The sequence below is a fragment of the Pseudoalteromonas sp. B62 genome (assembly GCF_037162565.1).
In the GTDB taxonomy this organism is placed as follows: Bacteria; Pseudomonadota; Gammaproteobacteria; order Enterobacterales; family Alteromonadaceae; genus Pseudoalteromonas; species Pseudoalteromonas fuliginea.
Window position 1 is genome coordinate 858,912 of record NZ_JARLVB010000002.1, and the last position, 18,733, is coordinate 877,644.

Genomic DNA, 18,733 nt, shown 5'->3' on the forward strand with positions numbered 1-18,733 from the left:
AGTATTATTAAATGTCTTTCATGGGCAGTAAGAAAGTGTAATAAAACATGTGAAAATGAGTATTTACACATGTTTTATTAGGGTGATTTACATCCAGCTGCGAGTATCTGACTCAATCTGTTTGATTGTAAAATCAATAATAAAGTCAGCATCTTGCTGCTTTATATAGGGCATAAATGCAAAGCCCGAAGCAAGTTGTATATACAGGCTTTTTAAGCCTGATTTTCTCATTAAGTACGTACTTATACTGCGTGCACTTTGCGCTTTATAAAGCTCAAAAACACGGTAATGAACGCCAATCATACCTTTGCGTACAACCATGTAATATCGGCCATTATCCTCATGCATGTAATAACCATAACGCTGATACGACAAAGTTACCAAGCCAGAAAGCACCACCAAAACACCAAGGCTTATCAAAGTATTAATATCAGCAATAAAACAAAAGCCAAACACGAGTGCACTGGGTAAAAGTGAGTAAAAGCCTAAATTTTTATACAAAAGCGCTCGTTCTGCGCGCTTAAAAGCGAGTTTTTTACTATTAAACCACGGGTAAATCCACTGGCATACACTATCAACTTGTTCGCTATTTAATACTGGTAATACTAAGGTTTGTTTATTTTTTTAGCTGCAACACCGGCTGCTATTCCGCCGCTACTTGCTTGTAAACACTCCACGGTAAATCGCTTTAGTAATCGCCCCATTAGGTTTTGTTTAATAACAATAGATTGCACCTTGTCCATGCTCATAGAAAGCTGATGGCGCTCTAACAAGCCAGCAATACGTTTAAACTTTTGACCTTTAAAATAAAGCTCAAAGTTATAAAAACGAATAAGCGACATAGTCACCGATAGCATCACAGCGACCAAAACTAGCAAAACAATTAAGGTGATCATCGCAAAAGTAGCAGCACTTGCCAGCATACCAAGCTCTTGTTGATAAAAGCCTTCTACTTTCGCAATAATTTGCTTCTCTAAAAAATCAACAATCAGGTTTATAAAAGGGGCAACAGCAGCGATTGCTAAAATAGCCATATTCGACATTAAACCAAATTTGGCTATTTCTTTATTACTAATGCTTAGGCTGTTTTCGATAGTGTCTGTTTCGCTTTGTTCAGTATTTTGTATTTCTTGCTGTTGCTGCGCTTTAAAATCAAATATTTGTTTACGCATTTGCTGTGCGTAATCTTGAGTGACGCCAGGTAAAACAACTTCTTGTGACACACTGCCTGCGGCATCAAAAATACAATTAACTAAGTTTACGGGGGTAAAATAAAACGGCTCGGCAATATTAACGTTTTGCACGCGGCCAAATTTAAGCGTAAGTCGCTCTTTTTTAAATACACCTTTGTTAAGCAATATTTCGTTGTCGCTACTAATACTAAACTTAAAATTTAAATAATATAAAAATGAGTAAACAAGTAGCAAAATTAGTGCAATACCGCCTGCAACCTGTGCCCAAAATAATTTATTTTCTACTTGAGTAACAAACACCACAAGCATGGGCAGTAAGTTTAAAAGGCCATCTTTTACAAACCGCACACTAAAGTGCACAACAAAGTATAAAAGTGCCCAGGGCGATACTTTTTGCCAGTAAATAGGGCTCGCTTTATCTTCGATAGTTGTATTACTCATCGACTAAAGTTGCCTGAGTAGTTGCGTCGTCTTGACGGTAATTTTGTACAAATTGGCGCATATTTTTACAATCATCATGGGTTAGCCCACTAATTTGTAAATCGGCACTTACACCGCCAGCGCTAAATAATTTAATGCTTGCAAGGCTAAGTTTTCGCTCTATTGGCCCTTGGTGTATTTCCATATGCTGTACACGCGCTAAAGGTAATACCGTCACTTGTTGCCAAATAACGCCTTTTTTAAAAGCAATGTCATGATCTCGCACTGCAAAACCTCGCAACCTCACACTTATCATGTTGTACGCCATAGATACGGCCACCAAAATTGGCATACCAATTAGCAAATACGTTTGTGCATTATTAGCAAAGGCTTTATTAAAATAACAAACAGCAATAAGCGCTCCAATTAGCGGTACATAAAACAGAAGCGAGCTAAGCTGTGTATGTAATAAGGCTTTATCAGCCAATGGCTTAAAGCTAATATCACTATGCTTTGGTAAATCCATTATTTGTTGATTGTTAAACACTATTTATCCCTATTACTGCTTTAATTACTTACCAACTAATGGTGGTTATTAAGGTGTGGCTTTGTTTTGGCTCAAGCGTTACTTTATCGCCTAAAACATTAGCGGCCTCTAGGCAGAGCATTGTTTTATATTCATCATCAGCAAAGTTAGATAAGCGTTTTGACTTTTCTATCCATGGATTCCACAGCACACACGAACTTGAGTTTTCGCGGCTCACATTAATAACACCTTCTGGCGTATTAATGCTTTGCACTGTACTTGCTTGTGTATAAACCATATCGGTTTCGCGATTAAAGCTTACAACATCATTTTGTACAAATGGCCCTTCACTAAACTCAATATATTGCGCGCCTTGCAAACCATCAACATGGGTATTTGTAATATCTGAGGTTGGAAAATAGGTATGCAGCGCTTGAGTAAAGCTAAATGGCACACTTCCTAAGTTAGTGGTCGTCAAGCGAACCTGTAACTTATCACTTAACACAAACTCAACTTTTAATGCGGACTGATGCGGCCAATACGTTGTATTAACAAGTTTCATGGGTAGCTTTAGACTAACTGTAATTTGCTCATCAGATTCGTGTACTTCATCGGCTTGCCATACGCTTGTGCGCGCAAAACCATGGGCTGGCCATCCATCATTAGCATGTGTACCAAACCATGGCCAACAAATTGGAATACCACCTCGAATACTTACACCTTCTTGATAGGTTTCGCTCTGTGACACCCAAATAAGCGGCTTGTTATTTTTAGGAATAAACTCGGTAATTTGCCCACCTTGCAAAAATATTTTTGCATCGCACTTTGCACTAGCTATTTTAATAAACTCAAGACCGGTTTCGCTTTGCTCAATGCTAACTGATGGCGATAATTTCATACCTTCCCCTATAATACTGATACTAAAGATTTTTAATATTTGTGCAAAAACAATAATGCATGCTTAAAGTATACGCTATTGATATTAAATATTGATTGCTGAATTTGTTCATTGCCGATTAATACATCTACAGTAAACTCACAAACAATTACTTTGTACTAACAGCTGTAAATGAACAATACTAAAGTCTATGTAATAAGACTTGCCAATTATTCACAACCTACGTACTGTGCGCAACTTAATGTATACAAGATGCTAAGAATATTTAATAAATTTTGAACAATATAATTTTACATTAGTTTCTGCTCTAAGCATTAAAAACCAATAAAAGCGGGTTGAAATACAATATATAATTTGAATTCAATTTATTTGATGTGTAACATTTCGCGATTACGGCAAGCTATTGCTTTTTCGACGAGATAAAAAAATGCAGAAATATGACGAGTTATTAGTTTCTTTACGTAAAGTGATCCGTGCGATTGATTTGCACTCTAAGCAACTAAATAAAACAGCGGGTTTAACAGGGCCACAACTGCTTATTATGCAGGAAGTTTCCCAAACAAACGGCATAACTGCCAGTCGTATTGCTCAAAATGTCAATTTAAGCCCAGCAACCGTCACAAATATTCTCGATAGAATCGAAAGTAGAGACTTAGTAACACGCGTACGCAGTCAAATGGATAAACGACGAGTGAGCTTATACCTCACAGAAAAAGGAAAAGAGTTACTTGAAAAAGCACCTCAGCCATTGCAAGAACACTTTATTGAAAAGTTCTCTGCACTTGCTGAATGGGAACAGAGTCTTTTACTCTCGTCAATGCAGCGCGTAGCCGCAATGATGGATGCTGACAAATTAGATGCATCTCCCCTACTAGAAGTTGGTGCGCTGACTCAAGCTCCTAAAGAATAAATAATAAAAACACATAAGTTTTGTACTTACTCTAAACGTAAGGCGTTTTTTGACGCCTTGAATTTTTTATTTTTTAATCAACATCTGAGCAGCTACTATGACTAAACTCTCTAAATTAACGTTAGCATTAATTTTAAGTGGTGTTACTGGCACTTCTTACGCCACGGATCTCGACACCCTTCAAAACCAATTAAAACAACTAAAACAGCAAATGCAGCTGCTCGAAAATCAATTAATCGAAGAGAAATCCAAACAACAGAAAATCAATAAAAAGCATGAAGAGCAAGTTGCTAAAATTAGTAAAAAGGCTCAGCAAACAGCAACTGTTGTAGAGCCAGTAAAAAAAGACGACGGTATTAAATTCGGTGGTGCAATTCGCGCTAACTATAGCGTGGCCTCATACGATGAAGATAATAAAGATCGTGACGGTGATTTCGATTTTGATATTTTTCGTTTAAATGTATCAGGAAAAATTAACGATATCTCAGTAAATGGTGAAATTCGCTTTTTTGATTATATGACCGTAATTAAATATGCCTATCTAGGTTATGAGTTTACAAATGATTGGGAAGCGCAAGCAGGCATTACACAAGTGCCATTTGGTAACGGTCCTTATAATTCTCATAACTACTTTTTTAGCAGCAACTATTATATTGGCCTAGAAGATGATTTTGATTTAGGTGTTGTCGTTAAACGCAAATTGAAAGATAACTGGAAATTAGACTTAGGCTTTTTCAAAAATGACGAGCTTGGCGGTGTTGACGGATCAGCATCAGATAAAAGCCATCGTTATTCTTATGATATTGTTGGTAGCCGCAGTGCAAGCGAAGGAACATATGCAGAACCAGCTAATGAGCTTGGTGAGTACAATACCTTTGCTGGGCGTGCAACATATCAAATTAAGCACAATAAAAACATAACAACAGATATTGGTATTTCACTACTCAGTGGCGGCTTACATGACGGTGTAGACCGAGCAGGTAGTTATGGTGCATGGGCTGTACACCTTGATAGTCAGATTAATAACTGGAATATTCAGCTTCAACATGGCGAGTATGACTACGACTTAGACGATCAAAGTGATCGTATTTCGGTTGCAGCCTATGCCTATTACGATACGATTTCAAGCGAGGCAACTATGTCTAGCCTTAACGTTGCCTACAATTATTCGGTAGAATGGGGGCCTGTAAATGCCCTACAATTTTATAACGACTACAGCACCATATACGACAAATCAGACGATAGCGCCAATACGTGGATGAATATAACAGGTGTGAGTGTATCGGCCGGTGCCTTTTTACCTACTTTGATTATGTTCAAGCGCGTAACCAGCCATTTATTGGCGGAACAATGATAGGAGATGGCGATACCGAACGTCGCTTCAATATAAATTTAGGTTACTACTTCTAAAAAAAGTCGCACATAATCTATTCAACAATAAAAAAGGGCAAAATACATTTGTCCTTTTTTATTGCGTGCTGTTGTTATTTCATACCAATCTGCTTATATATTTGGTCTATTTAATGATCAAAAACCGCACTAAAACCAAGCAAAAACTTTTAACGAGATGAGTCACTATTTAATACTATATAATCATCATGATTTTAATAAAATTGGCATAAGTACTTCGAATTGCGCCTCAATTAGCCTACAATTTAATGTATCCGTAATTAAACAAAATGAGCATAAGTGAATATAAGAGCAGCCTTTGTTTGTTATAAAAATTTATGGCTAAAAATGCTAGGGCTGATACTGGTTGCACTTGGTATTATTGGCATTGTACTGCCTGTTATGCCCACCACTATATTTTTCATTTTAGCGCTCACTTGCTTTACTCGCTCATCGCCCGCGCTAGAACACTGGTTACTTAACCATCCTCGTTATGGGGCTACATTACAACAGTGGCAAGCTCACAAAGTGGTTCCCGTTAAAGCAAAATGTTATGCCGCCATTGGCATGTTAATTGGGTTTATATTTTTACTGTACTCTACTGCCCCGATTTGGGTTATTTACCTCGTTGCAGCGATAGAAATATCGGTAATGATTTACCTTATCTTAAGGCCCTCTACTCCACCTAAGTACTAAACGTATAACTACAAATACCCTCCACTTGTAAAATCTTAATGTAAAGTTAAGTAAGTAAATTTGTAATGACTAATGCAAATCATTATCATGTTGTAAATTTTACAATATTAAACTATTTATGGCGTTTATTAATAAGCGAACTTTGTATAGTACAAGTCGCGCTCTACATATTTATATTTCTACAGCTTTATTTTTTCTGCTTATTTTGTTTTGCGTTAGCGGCATTGTGCTCAACCATATTGATTGGCTTAAAAACGATAAAGATAACGGTCAAGTAACTGCAACAATTCCAGCAGAGCTAGTTACCAAAGCCAATGAACAGCTAAATACGCTACCAACGCTTTACCCTGAAATAGAAGCTTACCTAGCCGAGCAATATTCACTTACAAAAGTAAAAAGCATTGAGTGGGAAAAAGAAGACGCGCTTGTCATGCTCGACTACCCACTGCCTGCTGGGTTTGCCTACGCAGAGCTTGATTTTACAACTGGCGAGCTAAATCTTGATTACCAAACAGGTGGCTTTTTAAGCCTTATTGGCGACTTACATAAAGGCCGCCACAGCGGTGAAGTATGGAGTTGGGTAATTGATATATCTGCCGTACTAATGATTTTATTTGCCATCACCGGCATGATTATTTTGTTTCAAAATAGAAAAAAACGCTTAGCAGGAATATGGATAACTTTACTGGGAGTGGCAACTCCACTGGTTATATATTTATGTTGGGTTCCACAAATAAAAGGAGTGTCTTAATGGTTAAATTTAAATTATTTATAAGCACCGCATTACTGCTCGTAGCTGCGTTTTTTCAAACAACGGCGCATGCGCAAACACCACAGCTAGAGGTTGAATTAACGCTTCCCGACTTAGAAGTACAACCGTATCACCGCCCATACGTTGCAGTTTGGCTTGAAACACCAGAGCGCAAACACGTTACAACGCTTGCACTTTGGGTGCAAAAAGCAGAATGGTTTAAAGACTTACGCCAATGGTGGCGTAAAGCTGGTAAAAGCGATGCCAACTTTGACGGCATTAGCGGCGCAACAAAACGCGCAGGTACTTACACCATAAATTGGCAAGGTAATGATTTAGACGGTAACCCAGTAAAACCAGGTAAATACTTACTAAATATTGAAGTGGTACGCGAAGAAGGCGGCAGAGACTACACCCGCGTTGAGCTCGATTTAACTAAATCAGGCAAACTAACAATTGATGGTAAAAACGAGTTTTCTAAAAGCTTCGTCACTGTAAGCACTAAGTAGCTGCTACTTAATCATTTGAATTTAAGGAAATACAATGAAAATTAATTTATTAAAAACGGCATTAATCGGCGCATTGAGCTTATCTGCTTTAGTGTCAACTTCAGCAAGTGCACACGGACGTTGGTTACTACCTTCGCATACATCTTTATCAGGCGATAAAGCGCATTACGTAATGATTGACGCTAGTATCTCTAACGAAATGTTTGCACCAGACAAAGCCTTTAAACCTAAAGAAAAAGGCGCCGAGTACGACGACACATTATTAATGGCACTTGCGCCTAATGGTGAGCCAGTAAGCGACACCATTCGTGCTTATTACTTAAAGCGTAAAAGCTCAGCTGCGGTAAGCTTAACAGAGCAAGGCACTTACCACATTGCAATGACCCAAAAGCCAATGTACATGACCTTCTATAAAAACGAAGAAGGTAAGCGCAAGCGCGTATTTGGTAAAAAAACAGAAGCTGAGTTACCTAGCAATGCAAAAGATGTAACGACAACGAAGGTTGTTTCAACAGTAGATACATTTGTAAGCCGAAATGGCACCTCAAAACCTGCACAGCTAGGTTTAGGCTTAGAGCTTAGCGGTCCAACGCACCCAAACGATTTATTTGTAGGTGAACAAGCACGTTTTCAGTTACTACAAGATGGTAAATCTGCTGGTGAAGGCGTTGAAGTAAGTATTTTAAAAGGCGACACACGCTACCGTAACGAGCGTGGCGAAGTAAAAGTAACGACCGATAAAGACGGTATGTTTACAATTACGTGGAAAGAGCCAGGCTTATACCTAATCGAAACCTCTAACAAGGTTACCGTAAATGAAGAAGGCGTAGATGCAGGACGTTATGCATTATTTACAACGCTTGAAGTTGCCCCTGAATAATTTAAATTACTAAATTTAAAAATTGAAAGGCCAAGCATTTGCTTGGCCTTTTTACGTCTTACTAACTTTTATCTAAAATCCCCTTGAATTCGCAACCATTCGACACAAGATTGCAACTACAACGATCCAAACGCCTATATCGCGCGTAGACAGTGACCTTACTTGTTAACAACTTAGAATATCTTAGATAGTTTTTATCTTTGCACTAGGATAGTCGCTTCTATATGATGCGCTCCTTTTTAAAATCAATAGTCAGCAGCCCTCAAGGGAATCAACATCATGTTAAAGCCATTATCAGCCAAAAAAGTAGCACTTAGCCTGGCCATTTCTTCTGCACTTAGTGCACCCTATTCTTCTGTATTTGCTGCAGAACAAGATGTTCAGGCCGAAAAGAGCATTGAAGTGATTTCAGTAACAGGTACTCGCAGAAGCTTACGCAGTATTGCCGAAAGCTCAGTACCTGTAGATATTATTACCAGCGGTGATATGCAAAGTACGGGTCAGCTAGAAATAAGCCAAATACTAGCAAACCAAGTACCTAGCTTTAACTACCCAAGTGCCACTATGGGTGATGGTACTGACCATGCAAAACCAGCTGTTTTACGTGGATTAGCACCCGATCACACATTAGTACTTATAAACGGTAAGCGCCGCCATGCCGGTGCGCTATTAAACTTAGCAGGTGTTGTTGGCCGAGGCTCTACCGCTGTTGATTTGAACATGATTCCAACATCAGCCATTAAGCGTGTTGAAGTACTACGTGATGGCGCAGCCGCACAGTACGGTTCTGATGCAATTGCTGGGGTAATTAACATTGTACTTAAAGATGCCTCAGAAGGCGGTAGCGTAAGCGTAACGTACGGTAAATACGATACTCAAATGGCTGGCGTACCTCAGCTAGAAAGCACCTACGCAGATGCAAACGGCGACTTAGCGTTTAATACCGGTGGCGACCGCGAAGTAAACGACGGTGCAACACGCACTGTTAGCGCAAACTCTGGTTTTGCGTTATCTGATAACGGCTTTGTAAACGTATCAATTGAATACCGTGATAACGACTCAACTCAACGCTCAGGCTTTGACCCTCGCGAACAATACAGCCGCCTTGATGATGGCAGCCTAGACCCACGCGAATTTACTATCGATCGTTACAACCACCGCTTTGGTAAAGCCGACCTTGAAGATTACGCGTTGTTTTACAACATGGGTTACGATTTAGATAACGGCTTAAACCTTTATTCATTTGGTAGCTACTCAAAGCGTGAAGGTAATTCAGGTGGTTTTTACCGCCGTGCAAAAGACAGCCGTAACGTTTTAGAAGTGTACCCAGATGGCTTTTTGCCGCAAATTGAAACAGACGTACAAGACTACTCATTTGCGCTGGGCTTAAAAGGCGAAACTAACGACTGGACATGGGATGTAAGTACCAACTACGGCCGTAACGACTTTGGTTTCGGTGTTATAAATAGTATTAACACATCACTAGGTGCCGACAGCCCAAACGAATTTGACAACGGTGCATTGGTTTACGATCAGTTTTTAGTAAACGCAACGGCCAATACCACACTTGATTTAGGCTTACCTGATGACGTATTTTTTACCGTAGGTACTGAATACCGCCACGAAAGCTACAAAATTGAAGAAGGCGAAGAAGCGTCTTACATCACCGCACTTGATAGCGATGGTAACCCAATTGCAGCCGGTGGCGCGCAAGTACTTGCTGGTTTTGGACCAGAAAGTGCGACTGACGAAAGCCGTCATAACATCGCTTTATTTGTTGAGTTTGATACCTACTTAACAGAAAAATGGAACGTAGTTTTAGCGGGTCGTTATGAAGATTACAGCGACTTTGGTGACACATTTACTTCTAAGCTTGCTTCGCGTTACAGCATTACTGAAAACCTATCGCTGCGCGGTGCAATTAGCACAGGTTTCCGTGCACCATCTTTAGCGCAAAGCTCGTACCGCCAAATCTCTACTGTACTTGAGAACAACCAACCATTTGAAGTTGGTCTATTCCCAACCGATTCAGCCGCAGCGCAAGCACTCGGTGCTCAGCCGTTAGATGCTGAAGAGTCAGTAAACGTTACTGCGGGCTTTATGTACACGCAAGGCAGCTTTAGCTTAACCGTAGATGCGTACCGCATTGATATTGATGACCGTATTGTATTGTCTGAAAACTTAGAGGGCGATGCCGTAGTAGAAATACTACAAAATGCCGGTGAGCTAAATACCGAAAGCGTACGCTACTTTACCAACGCTATCGACTCACGCACGCAAGGTGTAGATATAGTTGCCACTTATAATCTAGATTTAGACAACTTAGGTGATTTACGTTTAAACGTAGCAGCTAACTTTAACGATACCGAAGTAACACACGTAAACGACAACCCAAGCGAACTAAACTCACTAGGTGACGACTACGTAGTGTTTGCACGTCGTGAAGTAGGCCGCTTTGAAGAGGGCACGCCAGATAGCAAATGGAACTTATCAGCAGTGTGGAACTTTAACGAATGGCAAACAACGCTTCGTGCCACACGTTATGGTGAAGTCGCTGATATATCAACTACAGCTGATCGCGATGAATACCTAGACCCTAAATGGATCACCGACTTAGAAGTGGCATACCGTCCAGACGAATATTGGAAATTTGCCGTTGGTGCAAACAACTTGTTCGATCAATACCCACAAGCAACCGTGGATAACATTGGTTACTCTGACTTTGGCCAAATATTCCCGTACACACCGTATGCACCTTACGGATTAGACGGACGCTTTTTATACGGTAATATTACTTACAGCTTTTAATTAGTTTACTAATAAAAGCAGAGCAATTATAAAAGGATGCATCACGCATCCTTTTATATTAATAATTAGTTATTTTAACCACTTATTAGTATTTCAACTTTCATAAAAAACCACCACCCTATATAAAACAACAGCTTACATTTCGGCCTCATTTTTGCTCTATATTGTTTATATAAATACAAACAATAAATACCAAAGGACTAAACATGAGCTCATCAACTGTATCTAGCATTACAAAACCACTTTCACTTATTGGCGGAATTTTATTATTAAGTGGCTGTGTATTTCATATATCGCCAAGCGTTGCCTCAGTAAAGCAAACTCAACAGCTATCACTGCCAAGCAATAATCTTGAATATTTAAATGTGTTAAGCGGCGCAGGTAGCCTTGAAATAAAAGGCTCAAAAACGGCCACCAGCATCAGTGTTGATGCCACTATTTACACAGCCGACATTGAAGACGAATACGAGCTAACGCTCGAGCAAGACGGTAAACAGGCAAAGCTTGTTGCCCAAAATAAAAGCCGTAATGGCATTAGCTTTTACAGTGGTCAATCTCCAAGTATTAATTTAGTGGTTACTGTGCCAAGTAATCTAAATTTAGATATTGATGATGGCTCTGGCGACATTTTTATAAGTGCTATGCAAAGCAATATTGATGTAAAAGACGGCTCAGGAAATTTAACAATAAGCGGTGCTAAAAACCTAACTGTTGACGATGGATCAGGTGAAGTAAACTTTGAAAACATCGCAGGTAATTTAGAATTAACCGATGGATCTGGCAGTATTCACATTAACAACGTAAGCGGCAATGCAACTATTGACGATGGGTCTGGCGAAATGCACGTGAGCAACATAAACGGTTCGCTAAACGTTGAAGATGGATCGGGTGATATAGTAATAAGCCATATTAGCGGTGCTGTTAATGTTGATGATAACTCTGGCGACCTGCTTATTGAGCATATTGGTTCAAGCGTAACAATTGAAGATGGTTCGGGTGATATTCGCGTTAATCATGCAAAGGGGCTGACTATCACTGAGTCGGGCTCGGGCGATGTAAGTATCGATAATATTAGCGGTTCAGTAAAAGTAGCTGACTAACTTTATTTAAGCGTTATTCAACTGCCATTTAATATACTTTATGCCCTATCAATCTGGGCATAAAGCACTCCTCTCAAAGTATAAGTTATTTAAAAGCAGCACTGCTTCACGTTAACTATTTCCTAAAATAATATAAAAAGTACCTATTTTGATTTATTTTTTTGCTTTATAGCTAATTTCGGTACATATTAGTATTCGACTTTATTAAAAGGATATTAATACTATGAAATGGAAACTCTTAATTCTAATCACGACTCTATTCACGCTTGTTGCATGTGGCTCTGGTGGTTCAGACTCCAAAACAGTAACTAAACCGCTCAGCACTAACACAAAGCCTGTTGCGGTTATTACCACCGAGCAATCGAAGTTTAAAGTAAATACCACCCTCGTGTTTAGCGCAGCACAAAGTAGCGACCCCGATGGCGATGCACTCACCTATCAATGGCAATTAACCAGCAAAAACGAACAAGTAGAAATACCGATTACGGTTAATAATGAAAGTACCGTTGAGTTTTCAGTATCTGAAGCACAAGAGTACCAATTAGTATTAACCGTGAATGACGGCAAGCTTTCAAGCACACCGGCACAAAAACAATTCACCGTTACTGCAAATACCCAACTAATTGCTAACGCAGGTAGCACACAAACCGTTAAGCAAGGTGATGTTGTCCTTTTAAATGGCGCGCAAAGTAGCACAACCAGCGGCGCCATTAATCAATACAAATGGCAGTTTATTACCAAGCCTGTAGCAAGTAATGCAACGCTTGAAAATGCGACTCAAGTAAAAAGCCAGTTTGTTGCCGACGAAATAGGCGAGTTTAAAGTTGAGCTTACCGTTACTGATTCACAAGGTGATACAGCAAGCACTGTCGTACTCATAAAAAGTGAATCGCTTAATTCTAATTCATCACCACAAGCGGTTATAAACGTAGAAAATAAAACAATTGCCCCAAATGAAGTTGTTACACTTTATGGTAACCAAAGTACTGATCCCGATAAAAACGATACGCTTAGTTATGCGTGGGCAATTACATCAAAACCCCAGGGCAGCACGCCAGCTCTTTCAAACATGAAAAATCATACCGCTGGGTTTTCAGCGTCAACAGTTGGAGATTACACGCTTTCACTCACTGTTACCGATCAGCAAAGCGAAAGTGATACCGCATCCGTTACTTTAACTGTTACCACAAGTAATAAAGCCCCAGTTGCAACACTTGAATCCGAACGTGATATTACGTTAAACGAATCAACCACTTTGCAGTGCCAACAATGCAGCGACCCCGACGGAGATACGCTGAGTTATAACTGGCAGTTACAAGCCAAGCCTGTAAATAGTGCATCACAACTGACCAACAGTACATCAGCAATGCCCTCTATTATTGCCGATAAAGAAGGCGCTTACGTTGTAGTGCTTACTTTATCTGATGGGCAATTAAGCTCAAACCAAGCAACCTCAGTACTGCATGCCAGTAGCAATAAAAAGCCTATTACTTTGGTAACTTATGCAACCTCCATAACAGTTGATGAACAAGTTTTACTTGATGCCTCAAATAGTTACGATCCAGAGGGCCAGCCACTAAGTTACCAATGGGAAATCATTTCGTCGCAAGGCCAAGCAACGCTTAGCAGTAATACAATATCAAAACCAACGTTTAGCGCATCAGTAGAGGGGCAAGTTGTTATTTCGTTACGCACTAACGATGGCGTGCAGTTCTCTGACACAAAAACCCTAACAATTGATGTAATACAAAATGCACTGCCAGTAATTAGCTTCACGGGGAGCAATCACGCTACGATATAGTGGGCAATACGGTTAAATTTGATGTAAGCCAAAGTTACGACCCAGAGGGAACCACTCTCGATTACGCTTGGACACTATCAGCCCCTTCAGGCTCGAGCACCAGCTTAAGCAATACAAACCAAAGTATTACCGAATTTATCGCAGATATGACAGGTAGTTACACGCTAACCGTTGTAGCAACTGATGCTGATGGCTTTTCAAAAAGTGTGCAATTTTCAATTACAGTAACTAACTCTGCACAACTTACCGGTCGTATTAAAGGGCAACTCACTAATGTGCAAAAAGCGGCTATAAGCAATGCACAGCTAACAATTAATGGACAGCAGTACAGCACCAACACAAATGGCTTTTTTGATGAAGAGGTTAATTTAGCGCAAGGCGAAAAAATAACGATAACAACTTCAGATCAAAGGCTTGCAGCTGGGGAATACAACTCCGTAGCAATTACGCAAAGCAACTTTACTGTGGATATAGGCCAAAATAGCATGCCCGTTTTACAAGCTGTTGAGGTTTCAGTATTTGTGTGTGCTGAGTTTTCAGGCCCCGACACCGTTAACCTACGCTTTAACATGGTAGATACACTTTTAGCGTCAGATAGCTTTCAATTTAGCTTTGATCAAACAAAACCACTTACTTTACAAAAAAGCGGAAGTAGTTACCTCGATAGCGAATTAGATATCGACCTACCTGCATCAGCAGAGTTTGAAGTAACAGTAATTGAAACAAACGTTGAAAATACAATCAGCTCAAACATTACTATTTACCATTCTGATTCAGGCCAACCGAGCTCAGCAATTATAAGTATTTGTAATATTTAGCCCCCAAATAAGCCCTTCAACATAAAGTGCTATTTTTAGCCCAGTAGTTATAACCATTAGTGTTATAACTACTGATAAATAAGCAACTTTGAGCCATATAATCCATTGTATTTTATAAGCAGCTAAGCCATTCTAAAAGCCTTGATGTTATTAGGATAAACGCGTGTTAGAAATTGCTTTAATTTACTTAGCAGCAGCCATAGTCGCTGTGCCTATTGCTAAACGAGTCGGACTTGGCTCAGTATTAGGTTATTTAATTGCCGGAATACTCATTGGCCCTTATGCGCTGGGTGTTGTGGGCGATCAAACCGATGTAATGCACTTCGCTGAATTTGGCGTAGTAATGATGCTGTTTTTAGTTGGTCTTGAACTACAACCTTCGCGTTTGTGGACATTACGCCACTCTATTTTAGGGCTTGGCGGCTTACAGGTTGTGCTATCGGCAGCGGCTATTTTTGCATTTTGTTATTGGTTTTTTGCCATGCATTGGCAAACCGCACTCGCCATTGGTTTAATGCTGGCGCTCTCCTCTACCGCTATTGTACTGCAAAGCCTTGAAGAAAAAGGCTGGCTAAAGCAAGAAGCCGGACAAAACGCTTTTTCGGTATTGCTGTTTCAAGACATCGCAATTATTCCTATTTTAGCCCTATTGCCACTGCTTGCATTTGCCCCGCAAACTAGCTCAAAAGAAATCAGCGATTCGATTATTGCAAGCTGGCCTGTATGGCAACAAGTATGTGTATCGGTCGCGGTTATTGCCGCTATTATTGCCGGCGGTAAATATGTATCGGCCCCGTTATTTAGATACATTGCCCAAACGCACATGCGTGAAATATTTACTATTTTTGCACTGTTTTTAGTGGTCGCTATTGCACTGGTTATGCAAAGTATTGGTTTATCGCCTGCATTGGGAACTTTTTTAGCGGGCGTTGTACTTGCCGAGAGTGAATTTAGACACGAATTAGAAGCTGATATAGAACCCTTTAAAGGCTTACTGTTAGGGTTGTTTTTTATAACTGTTGGCGCATCAATTAACTTTGAACTGCTATTTAACGAGTTTAGTACCGTTATTGCCTTAGTAGTTTTACTCATAGTAGTTAAAGCCTGCATTTTATTTGCCCTTGCCGTTACCTTTAAAATTAACAGCAAACAGCAGTTATTATTTGCCCTAGCGCTTGCCCAAGGCGGTGAATTTGCCTTTGTACTGTTAAGCGTAACAACTACCTTAAGTATTTTAACGCCCGAGCAAACCAGCCTTGTTACCTTAGTTGTGGCGGTATCAATGCTAATAGCGCCGTTATTACTTATGGTTTATGAGCAAATACAAAAACGCAGCAGCTGTGCTTTGCCTGAGTTTGATAAGCCAGAGCAAATTAGCACCGCTAAGCACGTAATTATTGCGGGCTACGGACGTTTTGGGCAAATTATGGGGCGTTTACTGCACGCGCAAGGCTACGAAATTACTGTACTTGATCACAGCCCTAGCCAAATAGAATTACTACGTCGTTTTGGCAATACCGTATTTTATGGTGATGCCGCACGCCAAGAACTCCTTGAAGCCGCAGGCGCGCACACCGCGCAAATGCTGGTAATTGCAATTGATAACCCCGATAAAACCATTGAGATAATTAAGCTCGCGCATAAAAACTACCCGCAACTTAAAATAGTTGCTCGCGCAATCGACCGCCGCCATGCGTATCAGTTACTTAATTTAAAAGTAGATGCGTTTAACCGCGAAACAGTCGACTCAGCTATTAACCTTGCCGTAGAAGCTCTGGAGTTACTAGGTAACACTAAGCAAGATGCCGATCGCGCCGGAAAACTATTTAGAGACCACGATCGCGCTGCAGTTGTGCAACTTGCCGAGCTGTGGGGCGACGACGCCAGCTACGGCGTAGCCGTGCGCCAACGCATGGAAGATTTAAAGCAAGTGCTGCAACAAGATAAACAAGCACAAAGCGATTTAAATACCTGCGATAGCGGCGACTGCGAAGACGGCTTAACAGAAGTAGCGAGTAAACCTAAAAAGCCTGATGATGCTCATTTGGAGTAATGTCAGATAATTCGGTTTGTATTGTTAGTAAATGATGTATTCCCCGAATAGATTTCGAATGACAGTTGGCTAAAATCAGCGGGCAATAAACCCAGCCAACTGTTAGACGAATAATATGGGATCGATGTACTTATTAGATGAGGTTTTCATAAATATTACTGAAAAACATAAAGCCCTCATCGGTAACATCTTTAATCGAACTTGCAGAAGGGTTATCAATAAAACCCAAATCCGATAGATCATTCATGTATTTTGATTGCGAAGATCGCTCAAGTATTTTTTTCATTATTATTTCAAATGGTACATTTTCTTGCTTTAATAACTTTCTAAATTGCATTCGAGTATGATTTTTAACACGATCCATAAGGTTAGATTTTTGTGCTGATTTAAACTCAGATAATTGCTCTAATGAAGTACTAAGTTGTCTTTCTTTTTCTTCAAGTTGGCGTTTGAAATCATCTTTTTCTACTTGTTCTATTGGGAGTTTTTTAAACCACTCATCTAACGTACTTTTTAAATCGTCTCGACTTTTATTCACAGAGTCTTCTTTTTGTTTTGCCTTTTCTTTTATTTCGGCATCATTATTTCCGCTATATAATTGATCAAACCGACTTTTCACTTCTGACTGCCCCTTGTCTACGGAGTCTAAGCGCTCAGTCAATTGCCCTAAAATGACAGAAGTATCCTTTGTGAATTTATGCATATTATCGTAGAATTTTGCGCTACTACCTGTCGCTGCGAAATAGAAAGCAGCTGAGAGTCCTACCGAAAAAATAGCTAAAATCAATGCGACTAAATCCGTCGCTGATAATTTTGTAAAATCAAACGCTAAATCTACATCTAGCATTTTATATACTACTAAGCCGATAAATATAGTTACCACGACCTCCCTTATAAGACGAACAATAGCATCGACTTTAATCCCTAATATTTCCACGAAATTTCCTTATGACAACTAATAATTTAATCAAAGGACATTTCATTACTTTCACATCAAAACGCCCCTGTAGTGTGAACTTCTATTAATATCAAATAGTGTAAGTTAATACCAACTATAAATATTATATAGCTGATGGTGTGTTTTATAAAATGGGAAAGTGTTTGCAGTATTACTTGGGCAGGAATGGCTTAAATTAATCTACTTGTAGCTCATAACCACCTGCCATTTTCAGCTATGAGCTACTACATTTAAAAACGGTGACACCTAGTGGTGATGCCCGCCTTGAATAGCCTCGCCCTGCTGGTTATAAAAACCTGTTGCGCTGTGCTCAATAAAACCAAGGTTTATCATTTTAGCTAAAAATGGGTCGCCTTCGTTATCGCCAATGTCGGCGTAGTCGGTGGTTTGAAAGCGATCCCACTGTGCAAATTGAGCGGTAATTAATGGCTCATCAGTGCTTACATTATTAAGGCTAAGTAAGGTCGTTGTTTGGCTTTTTTTATTACTAATACTAAATGTTTTAACTAATTTTGAATGCGTAAAAAAGGCGAGGGTAAAGTCGTTGCCATTTTCGCTCAAGGTATAGTTTTTTACTTCATCGCAGCCTGTGCCTTTTGTGCTTACTAGGGTCATTTTTTCGATTAGGTGGTTATCCACCAGCTGAGTTTTAGCACTCCAATTTTGTACGCCGCGCACCTCAGATGGTTGATATTCAATACCGCGTTGCTGGGCGTTAAAGTAACGTATTGGTCGTATTTGATTATTGGCTAAGTGCTGCCAAAGCTCGGTCATTACATCATTTTCATGGGCAACTTGTTGCTGGTTTCGCCAAAGGTTGAGCGACTGGGTGACAGGCTTGTTATTCGCCGCTGCGGTACTTTTTACAGAATGAGTGACTGTATTGGTTACACTGTAATTTGCTTTTAATATATTTGGGTTGATATCGCACTGCGAGGCTAAGCTACTTGTACTTACAAGCGTGGAAATTAGTAATAACGCTTTTTTCATTGAGCTATCTCTTATTTATATTTCAAGTTTATG

14 protein-coding genes and 2 pseudogenes are annotated in these 18,733 nt (G+C 39.8%); 11 read left to right on the forward strand and 5 right to left on the reverse strand.

What is annotated here, in order from left to right; all coding sequences use genetic code 11:
• Positions 1-87: 87 nt before the first annotated feature.
• The 3 genes and pseudogenes from P4S71_RS08330 to P4S71_RS08340 form a co-directional block, all read right to left on the reverse strand.
• Positions 88-1,634: pseudogene (locus P4S71_RS08330) on the reverse strand (PH domain-containing protein).
• The gene (locus P4S71_RS08335; RefSeq protein ID WP_337150451.1) at positions 1,627-2,160 is read right to left on the reverse strand and encodes a PH domain-containing protein; all 534 of its coding nucleotides are present in this window, start codon (positions 2,158-2,160) and stop codon (positions 1,627-1,629) included. The pseudogene P4S71_RS08330 and the gene P4S71_RS08335 overlap by 8 nt, the downstream one beginning before the upstream one ends.
• Before the next feature lie 28 nt (positions 2,161-2,188).
• The gene (locus P4S71_RS08340; RefSeq protein ID WP_337150452.1) at positions 2,189-3,037 is read right to left on the reverse strand and encodes a D-hexose-6-phosphate mutarotase; all 849 of its coding nucleotides are present in this window, start codon (positions 3,035-3,037) and stop codon (positions 2,189-2,191) included.
• 427 nt (positions 3,038-3,464) lie between these two features.
• On the opposite strand from P4S71_RS08340, the gene P4S71_RS08345 reads away from it, so the two are divergent.
• The 11 genes and pseudogenes from P4S71_RS08345 (at position 3,465) to P4S71_RS08395 (ending at position 16,752) form a co-directional block, all read left to right on the forward strand.
• Entirely contained in the window at positions 3,465-3,947 is a 483-nt protein-coding gene (locus P4S71_RS08345; protein WP_007377393.1) for a MarR family winged helix-turn-helix transcriptional regulator, read from the forward strand.
• Positions 3,948-4,044: 97 nt separating this feature from the next.
• Positions 4,045-5,357 (forward strand): annotated as a pseudogene (locus P4S71_RS08350) (porin).
• Positions 5,358-5,636: 279 nt separating this feature from the next.
• Positions 5,637-6,032 (forward strand): YbaN family protein, encoded by a 396-nt coding sequence (locus P4S71_RS08355; protein ID WP_033023731.1) that lies wholly within the window; start codon positions 5,637-5,639, stop codon positions 6,030-6,032.
• Positions 6,033-6,150: 118 nt separating this feature from the next.
• The gene (locus P4S71_RS08360) at positions 6,151-6,783 is read left to right on the forward strand and encodes a PepSY-associated TM helix domain-containing protein (protein WP_007377390.1); all 633 of its coding nucleotides are present in this window, start codon (positions 6,151-6,153) and stop codon (positions 6,781-6,783) included.
• Complete coding sequence (locus P4S71_RS08365) at positions 6,783-7,292, forward strand: DUF2271 domain-containing protein (protein WP_007377389.1); 510 nt, start codon at positions 6,783-6,785, stop codon at positions 7,290-7,292. The genes P4S71_RS08360 and P4S71_RS08365 overlap by 1 nt, the downstream gene beginning before the upstream one ends.
• A 34-nt stretch (positions 7,293-7,326) precedes the next feature.
• The gene (locus P4S71_RS08370; RefSeq protein ID WP_002960196.1) at positions 7,327-8,172 is read left to right on the forward strand and encodes a DUF4198 domain-containing protein; all 846 of its coding nucleotides are present in this window, start codon (positions 7,327-7,329) and stop codon (positions 8,170-8,172) included.
• A gap of 279 nt (positions 8,173-8,451) precedes the next feature.
• Positions 8,452-10,980 carry a TonB-dependent receptor plug domain-containing protein gene (locus P4S71_RS08375; protein ID WP_442961660.1) on the forward strand — a complete coding sequence of 843 codons (2,529 nt, stop codon included), beginning with the start codon at positions 8,452-8,454 and terminating at the stop codon, positions 10,978-10,980.
• Between the two features lie 206 nt (positions 10,981-11,186).
• On the forward strand, positions 11,187-12,080 hold the full coding sequence (locus P4S71_RS08380) for a hypothetical protein (RefSeq protein WP_337150453.1): 894 nt from the start codon (positions 11,187-11,189) through the stop codon (positions 12,078-12,080).
• 223 nt (positions 12,081-12,303) lie between these two features.
• Positions 12,304-13,881 carry a PKD domain-containing protein gene (locus tag P4S71_RS08385; protein ID WP_337150454.1) on the forward strand — a complete coding sequence of 526 codons (1,578 nt, stop codon included), beginning with the start codon at positions 12,304-12,306 and terminating at the stop codon, positions 13,879-13,881.
• The gene (locus tag P4S71_RS08390; protein ID WP_337150455.1) at positions 13,881-14,699 is read left to right on the forward strand and encodes a PKD domain-containing protein; all 819 of its coding nucleotides are present in this window, start codon (positions 13,881-13,883) and stop codon (positions 14,697-14,699) included. The genes P4S71_RS08385 and P4S71_RS08390 overlap by 1 nt, the downstream gene beginning before the upstream one ends.
• 163 nt (positions 14,700-14,862) lie before the next feature.
• Positions 14,863-16,752 carry a monovalent cation:proton antiporter-2 (CPA2) family protein gene (locus P4S71_RS08395; RefSeq protein ID WP_337150456.1) on the forward strand — a complete coding sequence of 630 codons (1,890 nt, stop codon included), beginning with the start codon at positions 14,863-14,865 and terminating at the stop codon, positions 16,750-16,752.
• Between the two features lie 133 nt (positions 16,753-16,885).
• Here P4S71_RS08395 and P4S71_RS08400 read toward each other — a convergent pair whose 3' ends face one another.
• On the reverse strand, positions 16,886-17,689 hold the full coding sequence (locus tag P4S71_RS08400) for a hypothetical protein (protein ID WP_337150457.1): 804 nt from the start codon (positions 17,687-17,689) through the stop codon (positions 16,886-16,888).
• A 267-nt stretch (positions 17,690-17,956) separates the two neighbouring features.
• Complete coding sequence (locus P4S71_RS08405) at positions 17,957-18,700, reverse strand: hypothetical protein (protein WP_337150458.1); 744 nt, start codon at positions 18,698-18,700, stop codon at positions 17,957-17,959.
• Between the last annotated feature and the right edge of the window lie 33 nt (positions 18,701-18,733).